The organism is Prevotella vespertina (assembly GCF_009728485.1).
GTDB classification, from domain to species: domain Bacteria; phylum Bacteroidota; class Bacteroidia; order Bacteroidales; family Bacteroidaceae; genus Prevotella; species Prevotella vespertina.
On the sequence record NZ_VVIQ01000003.1, the window covers coordinates 34,031 to 55,125 of the forward strand.

Annotated in this window: 22 protein-coding genes; 6 read left to right on the forward strand and 16 right to left on the reverse strand. The window is 42.8% G+C overall.

Translation table 11 applies throughout. The annotated features are described in order from the left end of the window. From F0475_RS03405 to F0475_RS03425, 5 genes are all read right to left on the reverse strand, one after another. Window positions 1-234 carry a 4Fe-4S dicluster domain-containing protein gene (locus F0475_RS03405; protein WP_004382635.1) on the reverse strand — a complete coding sequence of 78 codons (234 nt, stop codon included), beginning with the start codon at window positions 232-234 and terminating at the stop codon, window positions 1-3. Between the two features lie 12 nt (window positions 235-246). Then, window positions 247-426, reverse strand: coding sequence for a tetratricopeptide repeat protein (locus F0475_RS03410; protein WP_004382634.1), 180 nt, complete (start codon window positions 424-426; stop codon window positions 247-249). Beyond that, window positions 426-1,310 carry a bifunctional methylenetetrahydrofolate dehydrogenase/methenyltetrahydrofolate cyclohydrolase FolD gene (gene folD, locus F0475_RS03415; protein ID WP_155715371.1) on the reverse strand — a complete coding sequence of 295 codons (885 nt, stop codon included), beginning with the start codon at window positions 1,308-1,310 and terminating at the stop codon, window positions 426-428. The genes F0475_RS03410 and folD overlap by 1 nt, the downstream gene beginning before the upstream one ends. A gap of 34 nt (window positions 1,311-1,344) precedes the next feature. Continuing rightward, the gene (ffh, locus tag F0475_RS03420; RefSeq protein WP_155715373.1) at window positions 1,345-2,700 is read right to left on the reverse strand and encodes a signal recognition particle protein; all 1,356 of its coding nucleotides are present in this window, start codon (window positions 2,698-2,700) and stop codon (window positions 1,345-1,347) included. Between the two features lie 610 nt (window positions 2,701-3,310). Then, on the reverse strand, window positions 3,311-4,021 hold the full coding sequence (locus F0475_RS03425) for a DUF421 domain-containing protein (protein ID WP_155715375.1): 711 nt from the start codon (window positions 4,019-4,021) through the stop codon (window positions 3,311-3,313). Window positions 4,022-4,271: 250 nt separating this feature from the next. On the opposite strand from F0475_RS03425, the gene F0475_RS03430 reads away from it, so the two are divergent. From F0475_RS03430 to F0475_RS03440, 3 genes are all read left to right on the forward strand, one after another. Further along, window positions 4,272-5,138 carry a GYF domain-containing protein gene (locus F0475_RS03430; RefSeq protein WP_155715377.1) on the forward strand — a complete coding sequence of 289 codons (867 nt, stop codon included), beginning with the start codon at window positions 4,272-4,274 and terminating at the stop codon, window positions 5,136-5,138. Between the two features lie 96 nt (window positions 5,139-5,234). After that, window positions 5,235-5,651 carry a hypothetical protein gene (locus tag F0475_RS03435; RefSeq protein ID WP_155715379.1) on the forward strand — a complete coding sequence of 139 codons (417 nt, stop codon included), beginning with the start codon at window positions 5,235-5,237 and terminating at the stop codon, window positions 5,649-5,651. Window positions 5,652-5,739: 88 nt separating this feature from the next. Beyond that, a complete protein-coding gene (locus F0475_RS03440; RefSeq protein WP_155715380.1) occupies window positions 5,740-6,522 on the forward strand; it encodes a DUF481 domain-containing protein in 783 nt (260 codons plus the stop codon). A 28-nt stretch (window positions 6,523-6,550) separates the two neighbouring features. On the opposite strand, the gene F0475_RS03445 is transcribed toward F0475_RS03440, so the two are convergent. Both F0475_RS03445 and F0475_RS03450 read right to left on the reverse strand, forming a co-directional pair. Next, window positions 6,551-7,531, reverse strand: coding sequence for an endonuclease/exonuclease/phosphatase family protein (locus F0475_RS03445; protein WP_155715382.1), 981 nt, complete (start codon window positions 7,529-7,531; stop codon window positions 6,551-6,553). Window positions 7,532-7,558: 27 nt separating this feature from the next. Continuing rightward, complete coding sequence (locus F0475_RS03450; RefSeq protein ID WP_155715384.1) at window positions 7,559-8,626, reverse strand: bifunctional 3-deoxy-7-phosphoheptulonate synthase/chorismate mutase type II; 1,068 nt, start codon at window positions 8,624-8,626, stop codon at window positions 7,559-7,561. Window positions 8,627-8,846: 220 nt separating this feature from the next. Between F0475_RS03450 and F0475_RS03455 the strand changes: the two genes are divergently transcribed. Then, complete coding sequence (locus tag F0475_RS03455; RefSeq protein ID WP_155715386.1) at window positions 8,847-9,797, forward strand: aldose epimerase family protein; 951 nt, start codon at window positions 8,847-8,849, stop codon at window positions 9,795-9,797. A gap of 78 nt (window positions 9,798-9,875) precedes the next feature. Beyond that, window positions 9,876-10,724, forward strand: coding sequence for a hypothetical protein (locus F0475_RS03460; protein ID WP_155715388.1), 849 nt, complete (start codon window positions 9,876-9,878; stop codon window positions 10,722-10,724). A 257-nt stretch (window positions 10,725-10,981) separates the two neighbouring features. On the opposite strand, the gene F0475_RS03465 is transcribed toward F0475_RS03460, so the two are convergent. From F0475_RS03465 to F0475_RS03485, 5 genes are all read right to left on the reverse strand, one after another. After that, complete coding sequence (locus F0475_RS03465) at window positions 10,982-11,446, reverse strand: HU family DNA-binding protein (RefSeq protein ID WP_155715390.1); 465 nt, start codon at window positions 11,444-11,446, stop codon at window positions 10,982-10,984. 275 nt (window positions 11,447-11,721) lie between these two features. Then, window positions 11,722-13,308, reverse strand: coding sequence for a hypothetical protein (locus tag F0475_RS03470; protein ID WP_155715391.1), 1,587 nt, complete (start codon window positions 13,306-13,308; stop codon window positions 11,722-11,724). 31 nt (window positions 13,309-13,339) lie between these two features. Continuing rightward, window positions 13,340-13,543 carry a hypothetical protein gene (locus F0475_RS03475; protein ID WP_234422945.1) on the reverse strand — a complete coding sequence of 68 codons (204 nt, stop codon included), beginning with the start codon at window positions 13,541-13,543 and terminating at the stop codon, window positions 13,340-13,342. Window positions 13,544-13,902: 359 nt separating this feature from the next. Beyond that, on the reverse strand, window positions 13,903-15,822 hold the full coding sequence (locus F0475_RS03480) for a heavy metal translocating P-type ATPase (RefSeq protein ID WP_155715395.1): 1,920 nt from the start codon (window positions 15,820-15,822) through the stop codon (window positions 13,903-13,905). A 10-nt stretch (window positions 15,823-15,832) separates the two neighbouring features. Then, window positions 15,833-16,045 carry a cation transporter gene (locus tag F0475_RS03485; RefSeq protein ID WP_004382618.1) on the reverse strand — a complete coding sequence of 71 codons (213 nt, stop codon included), beginning with the start codon at window positions 16,043-16,045 and terminating at the stop codon, window positions 15,833-15,835. A gap of 215 nt (window positions 16,046-16,260) precedes the next feature. Here F0475_RS03485 and F0475_RS03490 point away from each other — a divergent pair, with 215 nt between their 5' ends. Beyond that, complete coding sequence (locus F0475_RS03490; RefSeq protein WP_155715702.1) at window positions 16,261-16,779, forward strand: HD domain-containing protein; 519 nt, start codon at window positions 16,261-16,263, stop codon at window positions 16,777-16,779. Window positions 16,780-16,783: 4 nt separating this feature from the next. On the opposite strand, the gene F0475_RS03495 is transcribed toward F0475_RS03490, so the two are convergent. The 4 genes from F0475_RS03495 to F0475_RS03510 all read right to left on the reverse strand — a co-directional run bounded on the left by F0475_RS03495 (window position 16,784) and on the right by F0475_RS03510 (window position 21,014). Further along, on the reverse strand, window positions 16,784-17,347 hold the full coding sequence (locus F0475_RS03495; RefSeq protein WP_155715396.1) for a helix-turn-helix domain-containing protein: 564 nt from the start codon (window positions 17,345-17,347) through the stop codon (window positions 16,784-16,786). Then, window positions 17,344-18,708, reverse strand: a complete 1,365-nt coding sequence (locus F0475_RS03500; RefSeq protein ID WP_155715398.1) for an MATE family efflux transporter — start codon at window positions 18,706-18,708, stop codon at window positions 17,344-17,346. Before F0475_RS03500 ends, F0475_RS03495 begins: the two co-directional genes overlap by 4 nt. Before the next feature lie 206 nt (window positions 18,709-18,914). Then, window positions 18,915-20,051 (reverse strand): UDP-N-acetyl glucosamine 2-epimerase, encoded by a 1,137-nt coding sequence (locus tag F0475_RS03505; protein WP_155715400.1) that lies wholly within the window; start codon window positions 20,049-20,051, stop codon window positions 18,915-18,917. A 6-nt stretch (window positions 20,052-20,057) separates the two neighbouring features. Continuing rightward, window positions 20,058-21,014, reverse strand: a complete 957-nt coding sequence (locus tag F0475_RS03510; protein ID WP_371520126.1) for an SPFH domain-containing protein — start codon at window positions 21,012-21,014, stop codon at window positions 20,058-20,060. Between the last annotated feature and the right edge of the window lie 81 nt (window positions 21,015-21,095).

Sequence of the window (21,095 nt, forward strand, 5' to 3'; positions counted from 1 at the left end):
TTACCCCTCCACTTTTTTACGATAGACTGTAATACAGCCATCAGGACACACTGTTGCACAAGCTGCACAACCGATACAATCATCTGGTTTAGCAGACTCAACAAACGGATATCCGTGGACATTTACTTGTTTCTGAGCCAAGGCAATCACATCTTTCGGGCATGCAACGATACACAACTGGCATCCTTTGCAGCGATCAGTGTTCACTACGATGGCACCTTTCATCTTGCTCATAGTTTTTGTATTTTAAGGATTATACGCATCCTTGTTATAGAAGTTTAGAATATTCTCTAGCATCTCTTTTGCAACTACTGCCGGCGAATTAGGATCCAGTTCGATGGCTTCCATATAATTGGCTAAGGCATTCTGCCAGTCTCCTCGTTGCCGACACTCATTGCCGAGTTGTAGATATTCTTCTGCTGTCATCACTTATAATATTCTTTCTTGCCTGCTGCAAGTGTATTCTTCATCAAAGAACAAATCGTCATCGGACCAACGCCGCCTGGTACTGGTGTGATGAATGAGCATAACGGAGCTACCTCATCAAACTTCACGTCGCCATTCAAGCGATAGCCACTCTTACGTGTTGCATCGGGTACACGCGTCGTACCAACGTCGATAACTACTGCACCTGGTTTAACCATATCGGCTGTTAAGAAATCGGGACGTCCAATAGCTGCAATAATAATATCAGCTTCCTGACATTCTTTCTTCAATGTCGCTGAATGCGAGTGGCAAATTGTTACGGTTGCATCTCCATATTGCTTCTGCATCATGAGCTGTGCCATAGGCTTACCAACGATGTTACTTCTACCTAAGATAACGCACTTCTTGCCAGAAGTTGGAATATGGTAATGCTGTAACAATGTTAGGATTCCTAATGGTGTTGCCGATATAAAGCATGGTAAACCGATTGCCATTCGCCCCACATTGACAGGATGGAAGCCATCCACGTCTTTGCGATAATCAATAGCCATGATGATCTTCTGCTCATCAATATGCTTTGGTAATGGGAGTTGCACGATGAATCCATCAACGTCATCATCCTTATTTAACTTGTCTACACAAGTCAACAACTCCTCCTCGGTAACATCAGTCTCGTAACGGATAAGCGTAGACTTAAAGCCACACTGCTCACAAGCAATAACCTTGTTCTTTACGTAAGTCTCACTTCCCCCATCGTGTCCTACTAATATAGCGACCAAATGAGGTTGTTTTCCACCTGCCTTTGTAATGGCTTTTACCTCTTCCGCAATCTGCTGTTTGATGGCTGTTGCGGTTGCTTTACCATCGATTAACTGATATTCCATAGCTTATATTATTATTGTTTGTTGATGATTCATCTTACAAGCCTTTCGGCATAGAGGGCATACCAGGCATACCTTTCATCTTGCTCATCATACCAGCCATCTTAGAACCTGTAACCATCTTCATCATCTTACGCGTTTGGTCAAACTGCTTAATGAGTCGGTTTACTTCCTGCAAGCTAGTACCTGAACCCTTCGCTATTCGCTGGCGACGTGAGTTATTCAATACCTCTGGATTCGTGCGTTCCTTTGGTGTCATACTCTGTATGATAGCCTCAATACCCTTGAAGGCATTATCGTCTATATCTACATCGCGGATAGCTTTACCCACACCAGGAATCATTGATGCGAGGTCTTTCAGGTTACCCATCTTCTTTATTTGTTGTATCTGGTTGTAGAAGTCATTGAAGTCGAATTGGTTCTTCTGTATCTTCTTCTGCAAGCGTTTCGCCTCTTCCTCATCGAACTGCTCTTGTGCTCGTTCCACCAAAGAGACTACGTCACCCATACCTAAGATACGATCTGCCATACGTCCTGGATGGAACACATCAATAGCTTCCATCTTCTCGCCAGTACCTATGAACTTGATTGGCTTGGTTACGACTGTGCGAATTGACAAAGCAGCACCACCACGTGTATCACCATCGAGTTTCGTTAGTACTACGCCGTTGAAATCCAATCTATCATTGAACTCCTTTGCGGTGTTAACAGCGTCCTGACCTGTCATGGAGTCTACAACGAACAGCGTTTCATCAGGGTTTACATGATTCTTGAGACTCTCTATCTCATTCATCATCTCCTCATCAACTGCCAATCGACCTGCGGTATCGATAATTACCACATCATAGCCTTTCGCCTTTGCTTCTGCGAGGGCGTGATCAGCTATCTCATTAACGTTCTTGCTCTCTGGCTCTGAATATACTGGAACGCCCACCTGTTCGCCAACAACCTTTAATTGGTCGATAGCTGCAGGGCGATATACGTCACAAGCAACCAACAAAGGGTTCTTATGTTCCTTTGTCTTCAGCATGTTTGCTAACTTACCAGAGAATGTGGTCTTACCAGAACCCTGCAAACCACTCATTAAGATAATGGCTGGACGGCTTGTAAGATTTAGCCCTACTGACTCGCCACCCATGAGTTCTGCTAACTCATCATGCACTATCTTCACCATCAACTGACCTGGTTTAACGGCTGTAAGCACGTTCATACCAAGCGCCTTTTGCTTTACTGTATCGGTAAATGACTTAGCTACCTTATAGTTGACATCGGCGTCGAGTAATGCTCTACGAACATCCTTTAGGGTCTCTGCTACATTGATCTCAGTTATCTTTCCCTCGCCTTTAAGGATCTTAAAGGAGCGTTCTAGACGATCACTTAAATTCTCAAACATTGCTTTAAAGTGTACTTATTATTCTATTTCTATCATACAAAGATAGCAAAAAGAGACATAAAACAGCAAGCCAGTGAGTAGTATTTTAAAATATTTTAAAACACTTGTTACACTTTCATGCGCACATAAATAGGCTTTGTGCAGAAATATATCTGCAATCGAGCTGGAATATGTTTGACAGCTGTAAGGTTACTTAGGCTAAATACAACGTTAGTGGTATGTAATACATTCTGGGCGTAATATATATAAAAAAGGTGATGAAATAGATCCCATTTCATCGCCTTATATCATGGACGAAATTGACACGTATGTGTGAACGAAATAACACGTATGTGTCAAGTGGCATAACACATACGTGTCATTGCGCTGACTCGTATGTGTCAATTTATCGCTACATATCAGAGACTAAAACCCGCTCATAAATGCAAGTGATAACAGCTAATAACAGGAATGAACGCTCTTCTATATGCGAAAGGGGCGTTCCCTTGTTACGAGAAGAGCCTCTCGTTCATACAAGGAAACGCCACTATTGAATTGTACTATTATGTTCTAACTAATCTTTGTCAACTCTCCTCCCCTTTTTAGAAGGCTTGGAGGCACTTGATTGGACTTACACCTGTGCGTTATCAGGGTCTATGCTTTCAGAGTCGAACTCTGCTTTACCACGCTTCACATCCCCGTTGAAGGTTACGAAATAGAACCCTCTTCGAGGTGTCCACTCCATACAGAACAACTCAGAAGGTCCACGGAATCCATTGCGTTTGATTGCTTTCATCACCCATTCCTGTGTGTGGTTAAACTGTGCTAGGCTGCTTTCCACAATCTCTCCATTATTCACCAACAATACGGAATAGGCCGTCTGACCAGGTGAGAGAACCGTCACTGAGCCGTTAGCTTCAAACAGTACATCCTCTACATCGAACATGGAGAAGATACCTTTCTGCCTTAGCATGAGGCGGAACTGCTCCATCTCAAGACTATTACGCTTGAAGTTCTTAAATTTGATAACGCCGTCTTTCACCAAGAAGACGCTCTCGCCTTTGATAAGATGGCGCAAATAGGCAGAGTGCATGGCGAAACGAACAAGCATATTAAAGCCTGTCCATACGGCTAGGGCGAAGACGAGATGCCAGATGGTCATATCTGGATTGTACAATACACCACCGACTAACGCACCAATAACGAATGCACTTACCGTGTCAAGGGGAGTCAACTGACCCATTTGCGCCTTACCCGTAATGCGCAAAAAGGTTAGAATGCCAATCATACCAACGATTAGCTTTACCGCAATGCCCACATAGGGCTGGATTAATTCCATCATTTCTTATTATGAATTATAGGGTTATCTTCTTTAGTTTGATGGTGCAAATATACATCTTTTCCATGACTACTCAAGCATAAATGAACCTTAAATCGAAAAAAACAGGTAAGTGATAAGTAAAATAGATGATGTTTCTTTGTCATATCAGAATTTATGTCTAATTTCGCACACAATTATGAGAATAAGGCGTAAACGATAACATATAACTTTTATACGCCACATATCTCAACTATATAATAAAGGTAAACAAATGGAATATTACATAGAAATTGATAACGAAAAGCAGGGACCTTACAGCCTCAAAGAGTTAAGTCAGAGGAAGATTATAGCAACTACTCTCGTCATGCCTACCGATACGCAGCAATGGATTCCAGCATGGCAAATTGAGGAGTTACGCCCAATTTTGGAAGGGAAAGATCCTATTGACGACGAGACAACGGCGCAAGATTTACCTTACGTTGAAGCTACGCCCGTTGAACCTGCAACTCAACAGGCAGCAGCCCCACAGACGGTAGTTATTCAAAAGAAGAGCCATACGGGATGTTTGTTAGGCACATTGATAGTCTTGGTGGCTTTCATCATCGTGCTGATTCTCACATGCCCAAAGCCCGAACAGCACAAGGATGTATTGTCTGACGTCATTACCAATACGGTGAACGACGCTGTAAATGATACGACCAACACAACGGGCAATGAACTTGTCGATAACGCTTTCCGTTCTATCAGCAATGCCTTTGCAGGGAAAGTGATAAGATCTGCTGTAGATAACCTCGTTACCGTGGATAATCACATTATATACTCTACAGGCAAGGTGCATTACGCAGGACAAAATCACACTGTATCAGTAGGACTCTTAGGGCATATCTTTACGATTGACGAAGATGACTTGCAGGAAGCAGCAAGACAATATTATAAGAATTCGGAAGTGAACCTCAAAGAGCAAATAAGGCAAAAGGCGCAGAAGATGATACAAGATAATATTGTAGAGCCTGCCACATCTACGATTGAAGATATGGTTGATGGGGCATTGAACGGGTTATTAGATAATATTGGCTTAGGCAATAGCAAGGCTGATATTAAAAGGCAAATACAACAGTCGACAGACTCAATTCTATAACGGAACATACAAAGACGAGTCTAGAAGCAAAGGCAAAGGCTAACAGAGAAAAGGATAGTATTTATTTATTGTAAGACTAATTTATAAGAAAGAAGTATGAGAAAATTATTATTAATGGGTGCTATGGCACTTATGACCACATTCGCTTTCGCACAAGATGCAACAGTAGTAAAGAACCTAAAAGAACAGCAGAAGCTACTCGAACTGACCACTAAGTTAAATAAGGCGCAGCTTGATTACGAGAAAGAGAAAGCCGACTATAATGAGTTAACGGAGAAGGCGGCTAATGCTAACGCTGACGCTAACATAGCAACAACCGACTTCACTGCAACAAGTCCTTCTAGCACAGTAAAGGATGCAAAGGACACTATCAAGAAATTGAAAGAGGCAAAAGCCACAAATAAGAAGTTGGCTAAGAGTAAGAAAAAATTGGATAAGATGGGTAAGAAGATAGCTAAACTTCAGTCCAAAATTGACAAGTTGAATAAGACACTTAAGATTTCTGATAAGTAATAGCAACTAATAAACAGGGACGCACACTAACATTTGTACGTCCCTTATTTTTTATCTTACATACCATCATTAGAACTCATCAATGCGCATGAAAAAAACTCTTACACTAGTTCTATTGGCTTTGTTACTCTCTATCCCATCGTATGCTCAGATGTTATTCACAGAGAATCTCACCCTAAGCATTGATAGTGCGAAGACTATACAAGGATCTCTCTTACCAGTAGTAGACTTCAAGACGGAACAACAGAATATACTCACTGTTAAGAATACCGCCAATCTCAATGTGTTAATCAAGCATAAGCGTGTTATCAACTTAATCAATAAACTAGAGTTCTCAACCTATGGTAAACAGGTGACGGTAAGCGGCGGACACGTACACATGGAGTATCGCTATTTATTGAGCCGTGCCTTTGAAGTCTATCCTTATGCCGAATCGCAATGGGCAGGGAGCAGAGGCTTAGAGTTTAAGGTATCTACGGGTTTGCAATCACGTTATCGACTCGTGAATAAGGAGAGATTCCTTATGTTTGCTGCTGCGGGTGTGTTCTATGAGTTCGAGAAGTGGAAAGATCCAACCTCATCTGCACCCACGCTCTACGCTTGTAGCCGTAGCATTAAGACGCATATAGCCTTGAGTTTCCAGCATCACATCAGTGACCATTGGTCATTAACAGCTACTGCTATCCATCAAGGGAAGCCTGATAGCTATTTCAAGAAAGCTAGATTCGGTGGTGCCGTAGATCTTCTATATAAGATAACACCAGCCATTGGGATTAATGGTGCTTATCGCCTCATCTATGACACGGCTCCTATTGTACCTATAAGGAAGTCATATACATCTGTTGAAGCAGGACTTGCAATTAACTTCTAACGGCTGTTCTTTCCTTTCACTCCTTTTCTTAGGGAATAGACAACCGTAATACTAATGGCAGATGATCGCTGAAGCCGTTGTTATAACGCATCCCATTATAATGGCGGCGAGGCTTTAATCCGCCGTACTTCATATCTTCTTCCAGAAGGAAAGGAGCATCATTGACATAGCATGAAAGCACGTAAGGATGGAGGTTATCACTTATGAAAATATGATCCAAACTACCCCACTCTCCATGATAACGATAGGTGCCTTCTGCACCATTCTTCCCCTTTGCTTGTGCCGAGACATTCAATAAGTTACGTTCGTACAAAGGCTTTAATGAAGGGCTATCAGCATAGTCATTGAAGTCGCCCATCACGATTACCTTCGCATCAGAGTGGCGTCTCTGAATAGAGTCAACAACATTACTTACTTGCATCATCACGTGCTTTCGGAAAGGTTGCGACTGCATTTCTCCACCCCTTCTACTCGGTGCATGAAGCAATAGAACATGTAGGGTGTCACCATTAATAATAGCCCCCTTGACATAGAGAATATCACGAGTTGGTTGCATGTTGGCTATCAAACTAACCCTGATAGTATCGGCTTTCAACAAGCGGAAAGAGAAGGGAGAATAGAGCAAAGCCACGTCTATACCACGCATATCAAGCGATGATGTCATAACGTATTCATAGCGTGCATTGCGCAATAAAGAGCGTTTCGTAAGATCAAAAAGCACGCTGTCATTCTCCACTTCACATAATCCCACAAGGTCAGGTAATTGCCATCCACTGCTATCTTCACCGCAGGAAATGATGGTCTGCCCCGTCCTATTCAACTTCTCCCAATACTTTGTTCGAGTCCAATGACGTGGTGAAGTGGGTAAGAACTCATAGTCATTCTTCAACGTATCATGCCGTGCATCAAAGAGATTCTCAGCGTTTAGCTCCACAATAGTCAATCGGTTTTGTGCGACTGAGTATAGGGACATGAGACTCAGAAGAAAGGTTAACAATAAGCGTGTCATAGATGATATTTTTAGGAAGAGAGAGGCTTAAGATTGCGTCACAATAGCCAACTGCTGTCGTACACTCTCCTCATGGATAAGCTCGAAGATATGTGCTGCAAACTTTGGATTCATACCACATAATCCTGCTTGCGTACCACGTTTCTCGAGTATCTCATTATATCTCCTCGTCTGTAAGATAGTCATGTTATGTTCCTTCTTAAAGGTTCCAATCTCCCTACATAAGCGAAAACGCTTCGCAAGGAGTTCCATCAATGAGTTGTCTAACTCATCTATCTGCGCACGTAACGAACGGATATCTTCAGTTGTGAAGGTGTCATCACGGATCACAAGTAACGACAGAATATAATCCAGAATATCAGGAGTTACCTGCTGCTTGGCGTCACTCCATGCTTCTTTTGGGTTGCAATGGCTCTCTACGATGAGTCCATCAAAGCCTAAATCCATTGCTTGCTGACAAAGAGGAGCTATCAAGTCACGGCGTCCACCAATATGACTAGGGTCACAAATAATGGGTAATCCAGGAATACGACGGCGCAATTCAATAGGGATTTGCCACATCGGTAGGTTGCGATATATCTTCTTATCATAGCTAGAGAAGCCTCTATGGATTACACCCAAACGCTTTATCCCTGCGTGATTCAACCGTTGTAAGCCACCAATCCATAGTTCTAAATCAGGATTGACAGGATTCTTCACCAATACTGGTATTTGAAGTCCTTGCATTGAGTCTGCCAATGCCTGCATTGCAAAAGGATTAGCGGATGTACGTGCGCCAACCCATAGTACGTCCATATCATACCGCATTGCTAATTCGACATGATCAGGGGTCGCCACCTCTGTAGAAATCATCATCCCAGTCTCTTCCTTGACTTCTTTCAACCAAGGTAAGGCTTTCTCTCCATTTCCTTCAAATCCTCCTGGCTTAGTTCGTGGCTTCCATACGCCTGCACGAAAGATGTGACATCCTTTATTTGCCAGCATACGTGCCGTACTCATGACCTGCTCTTCGGTTTCGGCGGAGCAGGGTCCTGCTATGACGATGGGGCGTTTCTTATCACAAGGAAGGCATAAGGGTTCTAATTCTAACTCCATAATCCTGTATCTTTTGCTATCTCTTTGCTCTTTCCTGACATTCTTTTATCTTATAAACACGCATAGGCTGTAGAAGATAAAAGCAACGGAAAGAAACAGAAGACTTCTTCTTTAATTCTAAAATAGTTGTATTTGGATACGAAAGTATAACATTTATTTCTACCACACAAGCATTTCTAAAGTTTTTTACTAACTTTGCAATATACAGAAAGGATACATTATGAAGCAGGTACATGCACTAATAACAATGGTTTTATTGAGCCTTGTTATGAACATAAATGCACAGGAAGCAAGACTCGTCAAGCTCACTAACAGCAATGGTATGGAGGCTATTGTGAGTAATTACGGAGCGCGGCTTGTTTCGTTGACAGCCCATAACTGGAACGGACGATTGGAACCTGTGGTCAAAGGGTACAATCAGCTGGAAGACTACAAGCAATACTCTACATTAGGAGCAACGCTTATCTACATCGGTAAGGATCATACAGAAACGCTCTCATCAAAGGTTTGGGAGGTTGTTAGCTCTGATAACCAATCGGTCTCCCTACGCTATATTACGACTGAAGGAGAGAACAAGCTCAATGGTAAACTGAATGCAACTGTTACCTATACTCTATCCGATCAGAATGCACTCGACATTGATTATCGTATCACGACGACTGCTCCAACAACATTGCAAGTAACCAATGGAATTTGTTTCAATCTATCTGGTGACATGCACCGATCTATCCTTAAACAACATCTGTGGCTAGATACGCACTATACGAATAAGTTGGATAAGGAGCAATTCCCTACTAATGAACTACAGAAAACACGCCTTACTCCATTCGACTTTACCCAACCAAGAGAGATTGGAGAACGAATAAAAGCAACGATCAATGGCTATTATCATGCTTTCCAACTGCGACATCCTGACAATATGCAAAAGCCTGCCGCTATCTTGTTCGATGCACAAAGTGGGCGTGCAATGACCATCTACTCTAGTGAACCCACCCTACTCATCAATACGCATGGGGCGCAAAGTAGCGGCATAACACTACAACCCTTGCATGCTGGATACAATAGTGGTATGGAAAAAGTAGACAATAGCTTACAGCCAGGACAGGTTTTCCATGGTGCAACCGTATTTCTCTTTACAACAGATCCACCGCTCATCATGAAAACTAAGTAGTACCAACAACTTGAAAAAACACTAATAACTTTTAAAATACTTGGCTGTTGATAGACGATTATTTATATTTGCAAGCAAATGAAGAAATATGCTTTCATAATAACAGCTATCTTGTGCCTGCCATTGCAGGCGCAAACAATAGCGGGGCAGCACAACGTTGATACATCGGTTGTGAAGCCTATTGAGTCATCGCGCCTGAAAGGACCAAGGGAAGCAACTGAGGCTGAGAAAGAATATGCTAGGCGTATGGCAGAGGATCGTGAACAGCAATCTCAAATAGACAATAACCTCCCTGTCATAACAGAAAGCGGTCAGACTGTTACTCCCAATAGTTTCTATTACCCCGAGTGGGGCTATGGCTTAGGTCCATGGAGACTGCATAAAGGATTGAACATAAACCTTAGTGCATCGGCATTTGCCAACCTTGGACATGGATATAACCATGGCGCAGGATTCTCGCAAGATGTGTCATTGATGTATGTAACCAACCTTTCAAAGAAGGCGACCCTAGCTGTTGGTGGCTATGTAAACCATCTGACTTATCAAGGAAACAACTACTTCGTTGGCGGAGTCAATGCTGTTCTCGGCTATCAATTCGATGAGCATTGGAGTGCTTACGCCTTTGTTCAGAAGGCATTCACCTCTAATAACGTCGGAAATGCTTTCGGTTACGCAGGTTATGGGTACCCTGCTTGGGGCGGATATGGCATGTTGGGCTATAGTCCCTTTGGTTACGGTTATGGTGCAATGGGCTTCGGTTATGGCGCAATGGCTAGTCGATTCATGGATAGAATTGGTGGTGGCGTAACCTATCAATGGGGTTCTCACAATCAAAACGCTATTTCTATCAACGTAGAATTCGATCATGTTCCATCACAACAAACAGGATTTTACAACACAAACAGATATGATTATCCTGTACATTAAGGCTTAATTCTTGTCCATCGAACAGATATCTACTACAGGTAATAAAGATTAATAGGACTTATCATCATCCATAAGAAGATATGATAAGTCCTATTTCTGTGTGAGAAGAGATAAAACTTCCCTATTTAATTCCATTGGGCACATCCCCGCCTCCAAGAGGGGCTTGAGGAGGCTTTCCGTGTCACGTTCCCTAACTAGCCCCCGTAGGCACATCCCCTCCTTCGGAGGGGCTTGGGGAGGCTTCTTTGGGGAGGCTTCTACCCTACCTGCGGTCCAGGATTCTCTTCACTCCCCTCTCCTTTCGGCTTGGGGGCGGGGGTGAGGCTTTCCTTCCACTCTTCCCAATGAATGTCATCCGAAACCAATGATCGAGTGGCAACCTTATTGCTCTGTGTGCGCGAAGTCTCGGGGATGAAGCGGACACGGACGTTCTTTATCTGCTTTGCCGTCACTTCTTCTGCCTTCGCGATGCCCTTATCGGCGTTGATGGTGTAGTAAAACGTACCCACGCCTTCCAGTTTCACCGTGCGACCCTCGGCCATAAAAGATGCCATCACTTCGCCTAAGTCTTTCAACACTGCATACGTGTCACCACGACTCACCGTCGAAATCAATGCCAAGCGGTCAGCCACTTGGTCGGTTGTTACGGGCTTCCCTACGGTTATCGCTTCTGGATACCATAGTCCCGTCAACTTCTTCTTTACTTTCTTAAAAAATGCCATAATCTCAATGTTTTAAAGTTAGCAAATACGACATGTAAATTATTTTCTTATTCGAGCCACCCTCGGTATGGGACTAAGGGTACCTAAGTATCATACTTAGGGTACCTGAGTATCATACTTAGACCCCCTAAGTATCATACTTTGGTGCCCTGTTTATAATCCCTTGATTATCAGCCACTTACAAAGGGTCTATTTTTACCCTCTTTTGTCATGTTTTTTCGCATTAATCCTCTCCTTTTCAAAGGGTGACACCTATAAAAGGGCAATCGCGAGGGCTACTGGAACGACCCGACTCTAGCCCCAATTACACGAGGCATGTAGTCGTTCATCTCGACAGTCAAATTATCGAATTTCAGTTCGTATGAACCGCTCGAAGATGAGGCAGTAGACGACCAATAGTGACCATAAATTCCAACTTTGTTCAGAGTTCCATTTCCGTAGAGCCCCAAGGCGGGCAGGTAGAAATATTTGTCTGCATCGGCTGGAGAAGGAAGACCTCCGTTAGCGATACTGCCGGCGCTGTTTTCGTATGCCCTACTACTTGTTGTACGTAAGTCGGTTGAACGATCAGCGGATTTCTCTGTGCTGTAATTACCCTCTGCCTGTAGTACTGACTTCTTCTTAAACCACATGCCACCTTTATATAAATGTCCCATAGTAGTCCACAATTCGTCACCGTCCCAACGTGGATTACCCTTTACAGCATACCAAGACATCTCATTAGCATTGGGAAGTCCTGCGCATGACTGAGTGGCTTGGAACATACTTTGACCCTCGTGACACCAACGAGACACATCGCTGTTGTTCTGGGCGTAGTTGCCTGCTGGCTGACCTTTAAGTGTCGGCTGACCTATTCCTACTGGCAAGTTCTTTGTCCATTCGTAACCATACCAATATTGTTCCTTTGCATCCCACATGTAATAATGGTCGCCGTCATAATCCTTTACGTCAAGCTGTGCTGTCATGTCGTAGTAGGTGTTGGAAGCGTAAGCTGTAGAAGGAAGCAACTTCGTAATAGTACCAGATACTCCTGTAGCTACGTCTTTTACCCAATAACGCACTCTTAAAGTATGAGTGCCTGGTTTAATCACCATGTAAGCACCGTTTGTGGCTAAACTGGCTGAATTATTGGTCAGTGGGAAGCCGTTTGGATTGCTACCACCTTTTGTTGTCAAGACAATCTTCTTGCCACCAGTTGAACTTGTAAGGGCACCCGTACTTGTGTTGACTATATAGGTCTCGGCAATATCGTTATCAGAATTTACCTCTACCCCTGTCAAGTAACAGTTATGGAGAATTGTGTTACTTGTATAAGGCTGGAAGACTAAGTAAGCTGGTTGATGCTCTAACTCGAATGCAAACTGTTGTTTGTTTGGCACCTTGTTTGCCGTTGCAGTACCATAGTCGCCTGCTGTGCCGAAGTGCTCGGTATTATCTGGCTTTGTTTGTGTTTGAGCAGTAGAAATCGTTACTTGGCTGCCGTTACTATTCTTACCCAAGTAATAAACCTTATAACTCGTATGTGCTGAAAACTTGCCTGGAACTTTATACTTAAAAGAAGCTACCTTACTTGTTGGAGCATTACTACTCTTCTGCAATACGTTATTATCATCCTTTACGTAGATATAATCGCCTGCTTGCCAATAGAAGTCACTGCTGTTATAATCTAGTGATGTGCGAGTCTTTGCCTCATCACCTGCTACGAAAGTCGTTAGGTTCTTATCGTTATCATCATTTGGGTTTGTCGGGTTCTGTGCTACATCCTCGTTAGCACAGGATGCAAAAGTCAAGGCTATGCCGAATACAAGTGCCAAGGACTTTAGCTGTGATGTGAATGAATGTCGTTTCATTGTTTTCTTCATTTTCTTTGTTCTCTTTGTTAATAACTCTCTGTTAGTCTTCCCATGAAGATGTGCTCTCATCTTCTAAGTCTTCATCATTCCATTGACTTGCCTTAGCAGCAGCTGGACCAGTAGCCTTGTGAGCCTTCTTATGCTGACTTGGGAAAGACGTTTGCATTAAATTAGTGGCTTCGTTGACTTGAATTATCATGCACGCTGGTGCAGAGTAACTCTTCTTTACTTGCTTTTTTCTCATTACTTCATTGATTAAAATAGTTGTTATTTCGTTCTTATTTTGCTCTAAATCTACTTCACAAAAGGGCATAAAAAAGCGAACAAAGGAAACTCCTAGAAGTCCTTTGTTTACAGGGGTTACGGCACGCTTCGCGCGCGCGTATGCGAGAAGAAAAAATGTGTTATTGTACGCTAGGTGCGCATAGTGTGTGTGTGTGTTAGCAAATTATTTGGATTGACCAAAGATAAAGTGCAAAAAGATGCAAAGAATCGAATAATTCTTTGCAGTACTTCGTTCACTTGATATGTCATTGCTAATTGTTTCACGGCGGCAAAGGTAAGAAGATTAATTGAAAGGAGCAAGGAAAATAAAGAAAAAAACTATTTCATCCAACGCAGGCGAAGGCTATTCAAAACGACACTAACGCTTGAGAATGCCATTAGGGCACTTGCCCAAGAAGGTGTAATCTGCCAGTTAATGCCGAAGACATATAATAGTCCAGCCGCCAAAGGAATACAAACAAGGTTATAGATGAACGCCCAGAAAAGATTCTCCCATATCATTCTAACGGTGTTCTTACTTAGTCGGATTGCCTCTGGAAGGGTAGCTAAATCATCGCCCATGAGCGTCACTTGCGCTACATCCATTGCAACATCTGTACCCTTGGCAATCGCTATACTGACATCTGCCAACGCCAACGCTTGGGTATCATTAATGCCATCTCCTACCATTGCAACGCGCTTTCCTTCAGATTGCAAACACTTAACAAGGTTCTCTTTGTCCTGCGGTAAAGCCTTACTAAAGTAGTGCTTTATACCCACTTTATCAGCCCAATAGTGTGCAGCCTCATCTTTGTCACCACTCATCATATAGACCTCTATCCCACTCTTCTGCAATTCTTCCATCGCCTCACGAGCATTTGGCTTCAGTTGTTCCCGCTTCTCAAAAGGAAGATTGTCAGCCTTGGTGAAGTCTACCTCCTTATTAGGTATCGTCAACGTTCCCGTCTTATCGGTTACAAGTGCATCCACCTTACGTAAGCTCTCCAATGCTGCTGCATCCTTGATGAGTATCTGCTTTTGTGCTGCCTTACCAATTCCTACCATCAAGGCAGTCGGTGTAGCCAATCCCATGGCACATGGGCAAGCGATGACCAAAACGGCTACGGCAGAGATAATCGCTTGTGGTAAGTAAGCCTCGCCACCTATCAGCCACCATAGAAGAAAGGTTAGCAAGGCAATGAGCGTAACGACTGGAACAAACACTAAAGCAGCCTTATCGATAATGCGTTGCACAGGTGCTTTAGAGCCTTGCGCCTCTTGCACCATCCGAATAATATGCGCTAATGCCGTGTTCTCACCTATCTCATTTGCCTTCATGCGGAATACTCCTTGACTAGGAATAGTGCCTGCTAACACCTTTGAACCCTTCTTTTTCTCGGCAGGGGTAGGCTCGCCTGTGATCATACTCTCATCAACATAGGCGGCATCGGGGGTCATAAAGCTCTCGGCAGAGATAACTTCTCCATCGACAGGAACCTTCTCGCCAGGGTGAACCTCTAGAATATCTCCTACTTCAATCGTCGATATTGGCACTTCTTCTATTCGGTCACCATCAACAATATGTGCCGTCTTTGGAGCCATACCCATCATGTGCCTAATAGAGGAGGCAGTGCCGTCCTTTGCCTTTTCTTCTAACATTCGTCCTGTCAAGACAAAGGTAATGATCATTACAGCCGCATCATAGTATGTATGCCAAACGATACCTCGGCTCGCCCATACAGCATCCCCCCAGAAGGTGTTGAAAGCACTGAACAGGAATGATATTGCCGTGGATAAGGTTACGAGGGTATCCATGTTTGCAGTGCCATGAAGGAGTTGTTTCCATGCTGAAACATAGAACTGTCGACCGCAATAAACAATGTTTGCTAAGGCAATCAATAGAGAAACTTGATTGGCAATGGTGCGTGAATGGAGGTCAATCCATCCCATCGAAACGCTCATTACGGCAATGGAGAATATCCAAGAAAGGATGGTTTTCCGACGTAATAACGTGTATTCGCGCTTCTCAATCTCCTCAACTGAAGTCTCTTTATCAATAACTAAGTCATAACCAATCCCATTGATCGCAGCTTTCATCTGCTCCAGTGAGATGGTTTCGGGGTCATAATCGACCAAAGCGGAACGACCAGGCAATGATACCGATGCGGTATTAATGCCTTTAAGCTCGTTCAGTTTCTTCTCTACATTGGCAGAACATGCAGAACATGCCATGCCGATAACAGGAATTGTTTGCTTCATACTTATCTCCTTATAGGCTCAACTCATAGCGCCCACTATTGTCTACTGCCTCCTTGAGTTGTGCTGGAGTAACAACAGACTCATCATATTCAACATTTACATTGGCTTTCTCTAGATTAGCTTCTGCACTCTTTACACCATTTAAGGACTTTAGCGCATTCTCTACGTTAGCCTTACAATGTACACACTTCATACCGCTTACTGCAAAAATATCACTTTTCATAACTTCATTTTATTATATTAGTTGTTTGCAAGAAGACTTTCTCCTTGTCGCTTGCAAAGGTACACTTATATTGAGGAAAGCGTGTTACAGAATTATGGATAAAGGTTATAACATTCCTACAAAATGCTTCCTTTCATATTATTTCACGCTTATCTTACTTCTTTCTAAATGCAATGACTTACTTTTGCAATACGTTATTATAAAGGTATTAGATGATGAATAGAAAACACGCAAAGCTCATTGCTGCAATGACGGAATATGATAAAGGGGATGCAAGACGTATCCATCATTTCTTAAAGGTACATAACTTAGCTGCTACCATTGGTACGCTAGAAGGATTGGAGGCTGAGACACAAGACATACTAGAGTCTGCTGCTATTCTTCATGACATTGGGATTCATCTCAGCGAACGCAAGTATGGTTCTAGCAATGGTAAGTATCAAGAGATTGAAGGACCTCAAGAGGCTCGTAATCTAATGGTGCGTTTGGGTGGATTCACTGATCATGAGATGGATAGGATATGCTTCCTTATTGGGCATCATCATACTTATAACCACATCGATGGATTAGATTATCAGATTCTTGTAGAGGCGGACTTCCTTGTTAACTTGTATGAGGATAATTGCTCTCAACACGCCATTGACACTGCTTGCAAGAATATTTTTAAGACGCAAGCAGGTATTAGCTTATTGAGAGATATGTATGATAAGGATGCTTACCAGAAGCCAGAATAAGATATTAAAGTTGGTCTAAAGGCATACGAGTATTCGTCTTCATCCCTCGGAATTGAGATGGAGTCATTCCCGTAACTGCCTTAAACTGACTGGAGAGATAGGCTACCGAAGAATAATTCATACGCTGCGCTATCTGTGTAAGAGTAAGTTCGTCATAACGAATTAGCTCTTTCACACGCTCGATACGAAGCTCTATATAATAGCGTTCGATGGTCTTTCCTTCTACTTCCGAAAAGAGTTTTGAAAGCGAACTATAATCTTGATGGAGTTGAGAGACGAGATAATCACTCAGAGTTGTTGCAGACTGGTTATCTTGATAATGTACCAGTTTTATCAAAGAGGACTTTATGAGGTCTATTGTCTGCTGTCTTCTATCTCCGAGAAGTTCAAAACCTAATTCTTTTAAAGCCGTTCGAAGTGCTAAGAGTTGTGTTTCCGTCAATTCTTCCTCGACGATAGCTTCGCCCAAATCAACCTTTATTGAATGTAGATTCTGACGTTGTAAGGTCTGCTCTACAGCCATCTTACAACGATCACAAACCATGTTCTTTATATAAATCTTACTCATTCTGTAACCCTCCTAGCCGCAGCTTCCTTATTAAACTCTTTGAAGGTATAAACAACAATAGGCACTGATAATGTGAAAGAGAATACATCGCTGACCGCTTGACACATCTCAACGCCTAGTAAACCAAAATGAGCTGGAAGGATAAAGATGAGTGGGATGAAGAATAAACCTTGTCTTGCAGCTGCAAGCACATTAGCTCGTAAAGGCTTACGGCAGGTTTGTGCCATCATATTACTTGCTAAGATAAAGGCATTGAGAGGGAAGGTACAGAGCTGCCAACGCAATGCAACCACTCCTATCTCAATTACTTTAGGATCGTCACGGAACACTCCTATAAGGGAATCACTCACTATCCAGCCTCCAATAGCAAGTAGAATGAGGAAACTAGTGCCAAGAACTACCGTAAAGTGATAGGCTTTCTTCAATCGAGTATAGAGTCCCGCCCCATAGCAAAAGCCACAAACTGGCTGGAAGCCTTGCCCTAATCCAATCACAACAGCAAATGACAACATAGCAATTCTACCGACAATACTCATCGCAGCAATAGCCGAGTCACCATAAACACCAGCTGCAAGATTGAGGGACATAGTGGCTACGCACGCCAGACCTTGACGCATTAATGATGGACTACCACCGTAGAATATCTCCTTATAAGCCGCCCATGAGGGTGAAAAGTGCCGAAAGTGAATGGCAATATTCTCCCCTCTTCGAGTCATAAAGAATAAGATAACGAACGAAACGAACTGTCCTATCACAGTCGCTAGGGCTGCTCCACTAACTCCCATACCGCATGTAAAGATAAGTAAAGGGTCTAAGGCAACATTCAAGATAGCACCTGTTACAATGCCATACATGGCGAAGTTCGCATTACCTTGCAATCGCATCTGATTGTTCAGCGTAAGGGATGAGGTCAAGAAAGGTGCTCCCAAGAGGATAAGACGCATATAACTCTCTGTGTAAGGGAGGATGGTTGGTGTACTACCCAGCATTAATGAGAGTGGAGTAAGGAATATCTCACCCAGAACAAGGATAACTAGTCCAAAGAAGAAAGAGCTAAAGAAGCCTGTTGATGCCATCTTTATAGCATTGCCATGACGCTTTGCTCCTAACTCACGAGATATGTAATTACCTGAACCATGCCCAAAGAAGAACCCCATCGCCTGGACAAAGAACATCATAGAAAACGACACCCCGACAGCTGCAGTGGCTTGTGTATCGATCTTGCCAACGAAGAATGTGTCTGCAATGTTGTACAGTCCGGTCACAAGCATAGATATAATTGTGGGTACAGCCATCGTTAGTATGACACGATGTATCGGTCCTTGCGTCAAGAAAGTGTAGTTATCTGTATGTCCGTGCATAATCTTATCACCTTTTAAATATCAGTGCAAAGGTACGAAATTAATGAAAACTAAGTTCTTCTCTACACTATTTATAAATGGTAATAATAGATAAAAAAGAAGGAGAAACAGCCTCTTCTGCATTATCAATCCAACTGAATAGATTGCTAGAAGAGGGTGTTTATCCTTCTATATAAGTTCTTCGAAGATTCTAAAAGAACGTACCTTTAATGGTGCTCAAGCAATATCTGTAAGATACGTTCAGCCGATCTGCCATCCCATCTATCAGGTATTCCACTCTTCTTCCACGTTCCTACGACCATATCTGATAGTGCCGAACGAAGCAACTCAGCGTCTTCACCAACAAGAACATTACTTCCGACCTTCACAGTCTCTATGTGTTCGGTGTAACTGTTGAGTGTTATACAAGGAATACTATTGAATGTTGCCTCCTCAGCAACGTTCCCCGAGTCGGTCACGATGCCCAGTGCATGAGCAGTAAGATAGGCAAACTCTAAGTAACCAAGCGGTTTAACGATATGCAGATTATGCAAGTTTATATTCTTCTTTAGGCTTAGAGACATGATAACCTGTACCGCAGAGTCACGCAAAGGAGCAATGATTGGTAAATCGCCAGCAGTCTCGCTCAAGACACGGAGCATCTTCTCCAGATTGTCCTGATCAGCAAGTAAGGCCTTACGATTCAATGTAAAGACAAGATAATTACCTTCTTTTATAGGTAAACCAGCCAACGCATCAATGTCAGCAAGGCTCATTCCCTCAATGCGCTCACGGTTATAACGGATATTGTCAATAAGGATGTTGCCCACCATATATACCTTTGAAAGTTCGGCCCCTTCCTTGTTTGCAATACTATTATTGCTGAATCCTGCTGTAAAGAGGATGTCCGACAGTCCATCAATGACCAATCTATTGATCTCCTTAGGCATTGTTATGTCGAAAGAACGCGTCCCCGCGGCAATATGCGCAAGTGTAATTGCTTGCTTCTTAGTGACTATTGCGGCTGCCATTGTCGATGCCAAGTCATCAACAACGATAACTACATCACTGCTATTAGCCTGTAAGTACTGTTCAAACTTCGACATTACCTGCCCCGTGAGTTCGTTAAGATTCTCACAATCAACACCGAGGTAAGCATCTGGACGATGGATTGACAACTCCTCAAAGAGCTTATCTTCTAACGTCGGGTCATCCTCGCTACCAGCATATACAAGTGAATAGCCCACCTTATGAGCATTATCACTTTCTGATAACTTATTTATTACTCTAATAATAGGTGCCACCTTTATAAAGTTAGGACGTGCACCACAAAAAATACAAAGATTTATGTCCTGTGTTGTCATTATCTATTATCCCTTAAACATATCCTTAATACCACCGATAGAACCCATAAGATTTGATGCCTCAAATGGTAAGTAAACAGTCTTTTGGTTGTTATTATGAGCGAGATCGGTAAGCATTTGGATGTATTTCTGTGCAATGAGATAGTTGGCAGGGTTAGTACTTTGCCCCACAGCATCAGTTATCTTCTGAATAGCTATCGCCTCTGCTTCTGCCTTGCGAATGCGTGCTTGTGCTTGACCTTCAGCTATTAAGATTTGCTGTTGTTTGTCAGCTTCAGCACGATTGATGGCAGCTTGCTTCTCACCCTCCGACTGAAGAATAGCCGACTGCTTCTGTCCTTCACTCGTAAGGATGGTTGCACGCTTGTTACGTTCAGCCTGCATCTGCTTCTCCATAGCCTGAGAAACACTTGCAGGAGGCGTTATATCTTGTAGTTCTACACGATTCACCTTGATTCCCCACTTGTTTGTTGCATCATCAAGAACCGATCTTAGCTTCGTATTTATCGTATCTCGAGAGGTAAGCGTTTGGTCAAGTTCCATCTCACCTATGATGTTTCGGAGTGTTGTCTGCGTCAGTTTCTCAATGGCGTTAGGTAAGTTATTGATTTCATAAACCGCTTTAAACGGATCAACAATCTGAAAGTAGAGCAGCGCATTAATCTGCATTTGGATGTTATCTTTGGTTATCACGTTCTGACGATCAAAGTCATACACCTGCTCGCGTAGGTCAATTGAACTGGTATAAGCGTATCGGCCAGCTCTCATCACTACTATATCCTTAGCATGATCGATGAAAGGTATGATGATGTTAATGCCCGGTCGGAGTGTAGCATGGTACTTTCCCAATCGTTCAATAATCTTAGTTTCACTCTGAGATATGATGACTATTGACATCTTGGCAAAGATAATTACCAAGATAATAGCCGCAACAAACACACAAGCAATAATATTCATAAGCATAAGTTTTAGGTTCTCTCACCCACTGTTTCATAATGAGAACTACTCTAAAAAGGCAAGAGAAGGGTTATTTAATATCGTTTC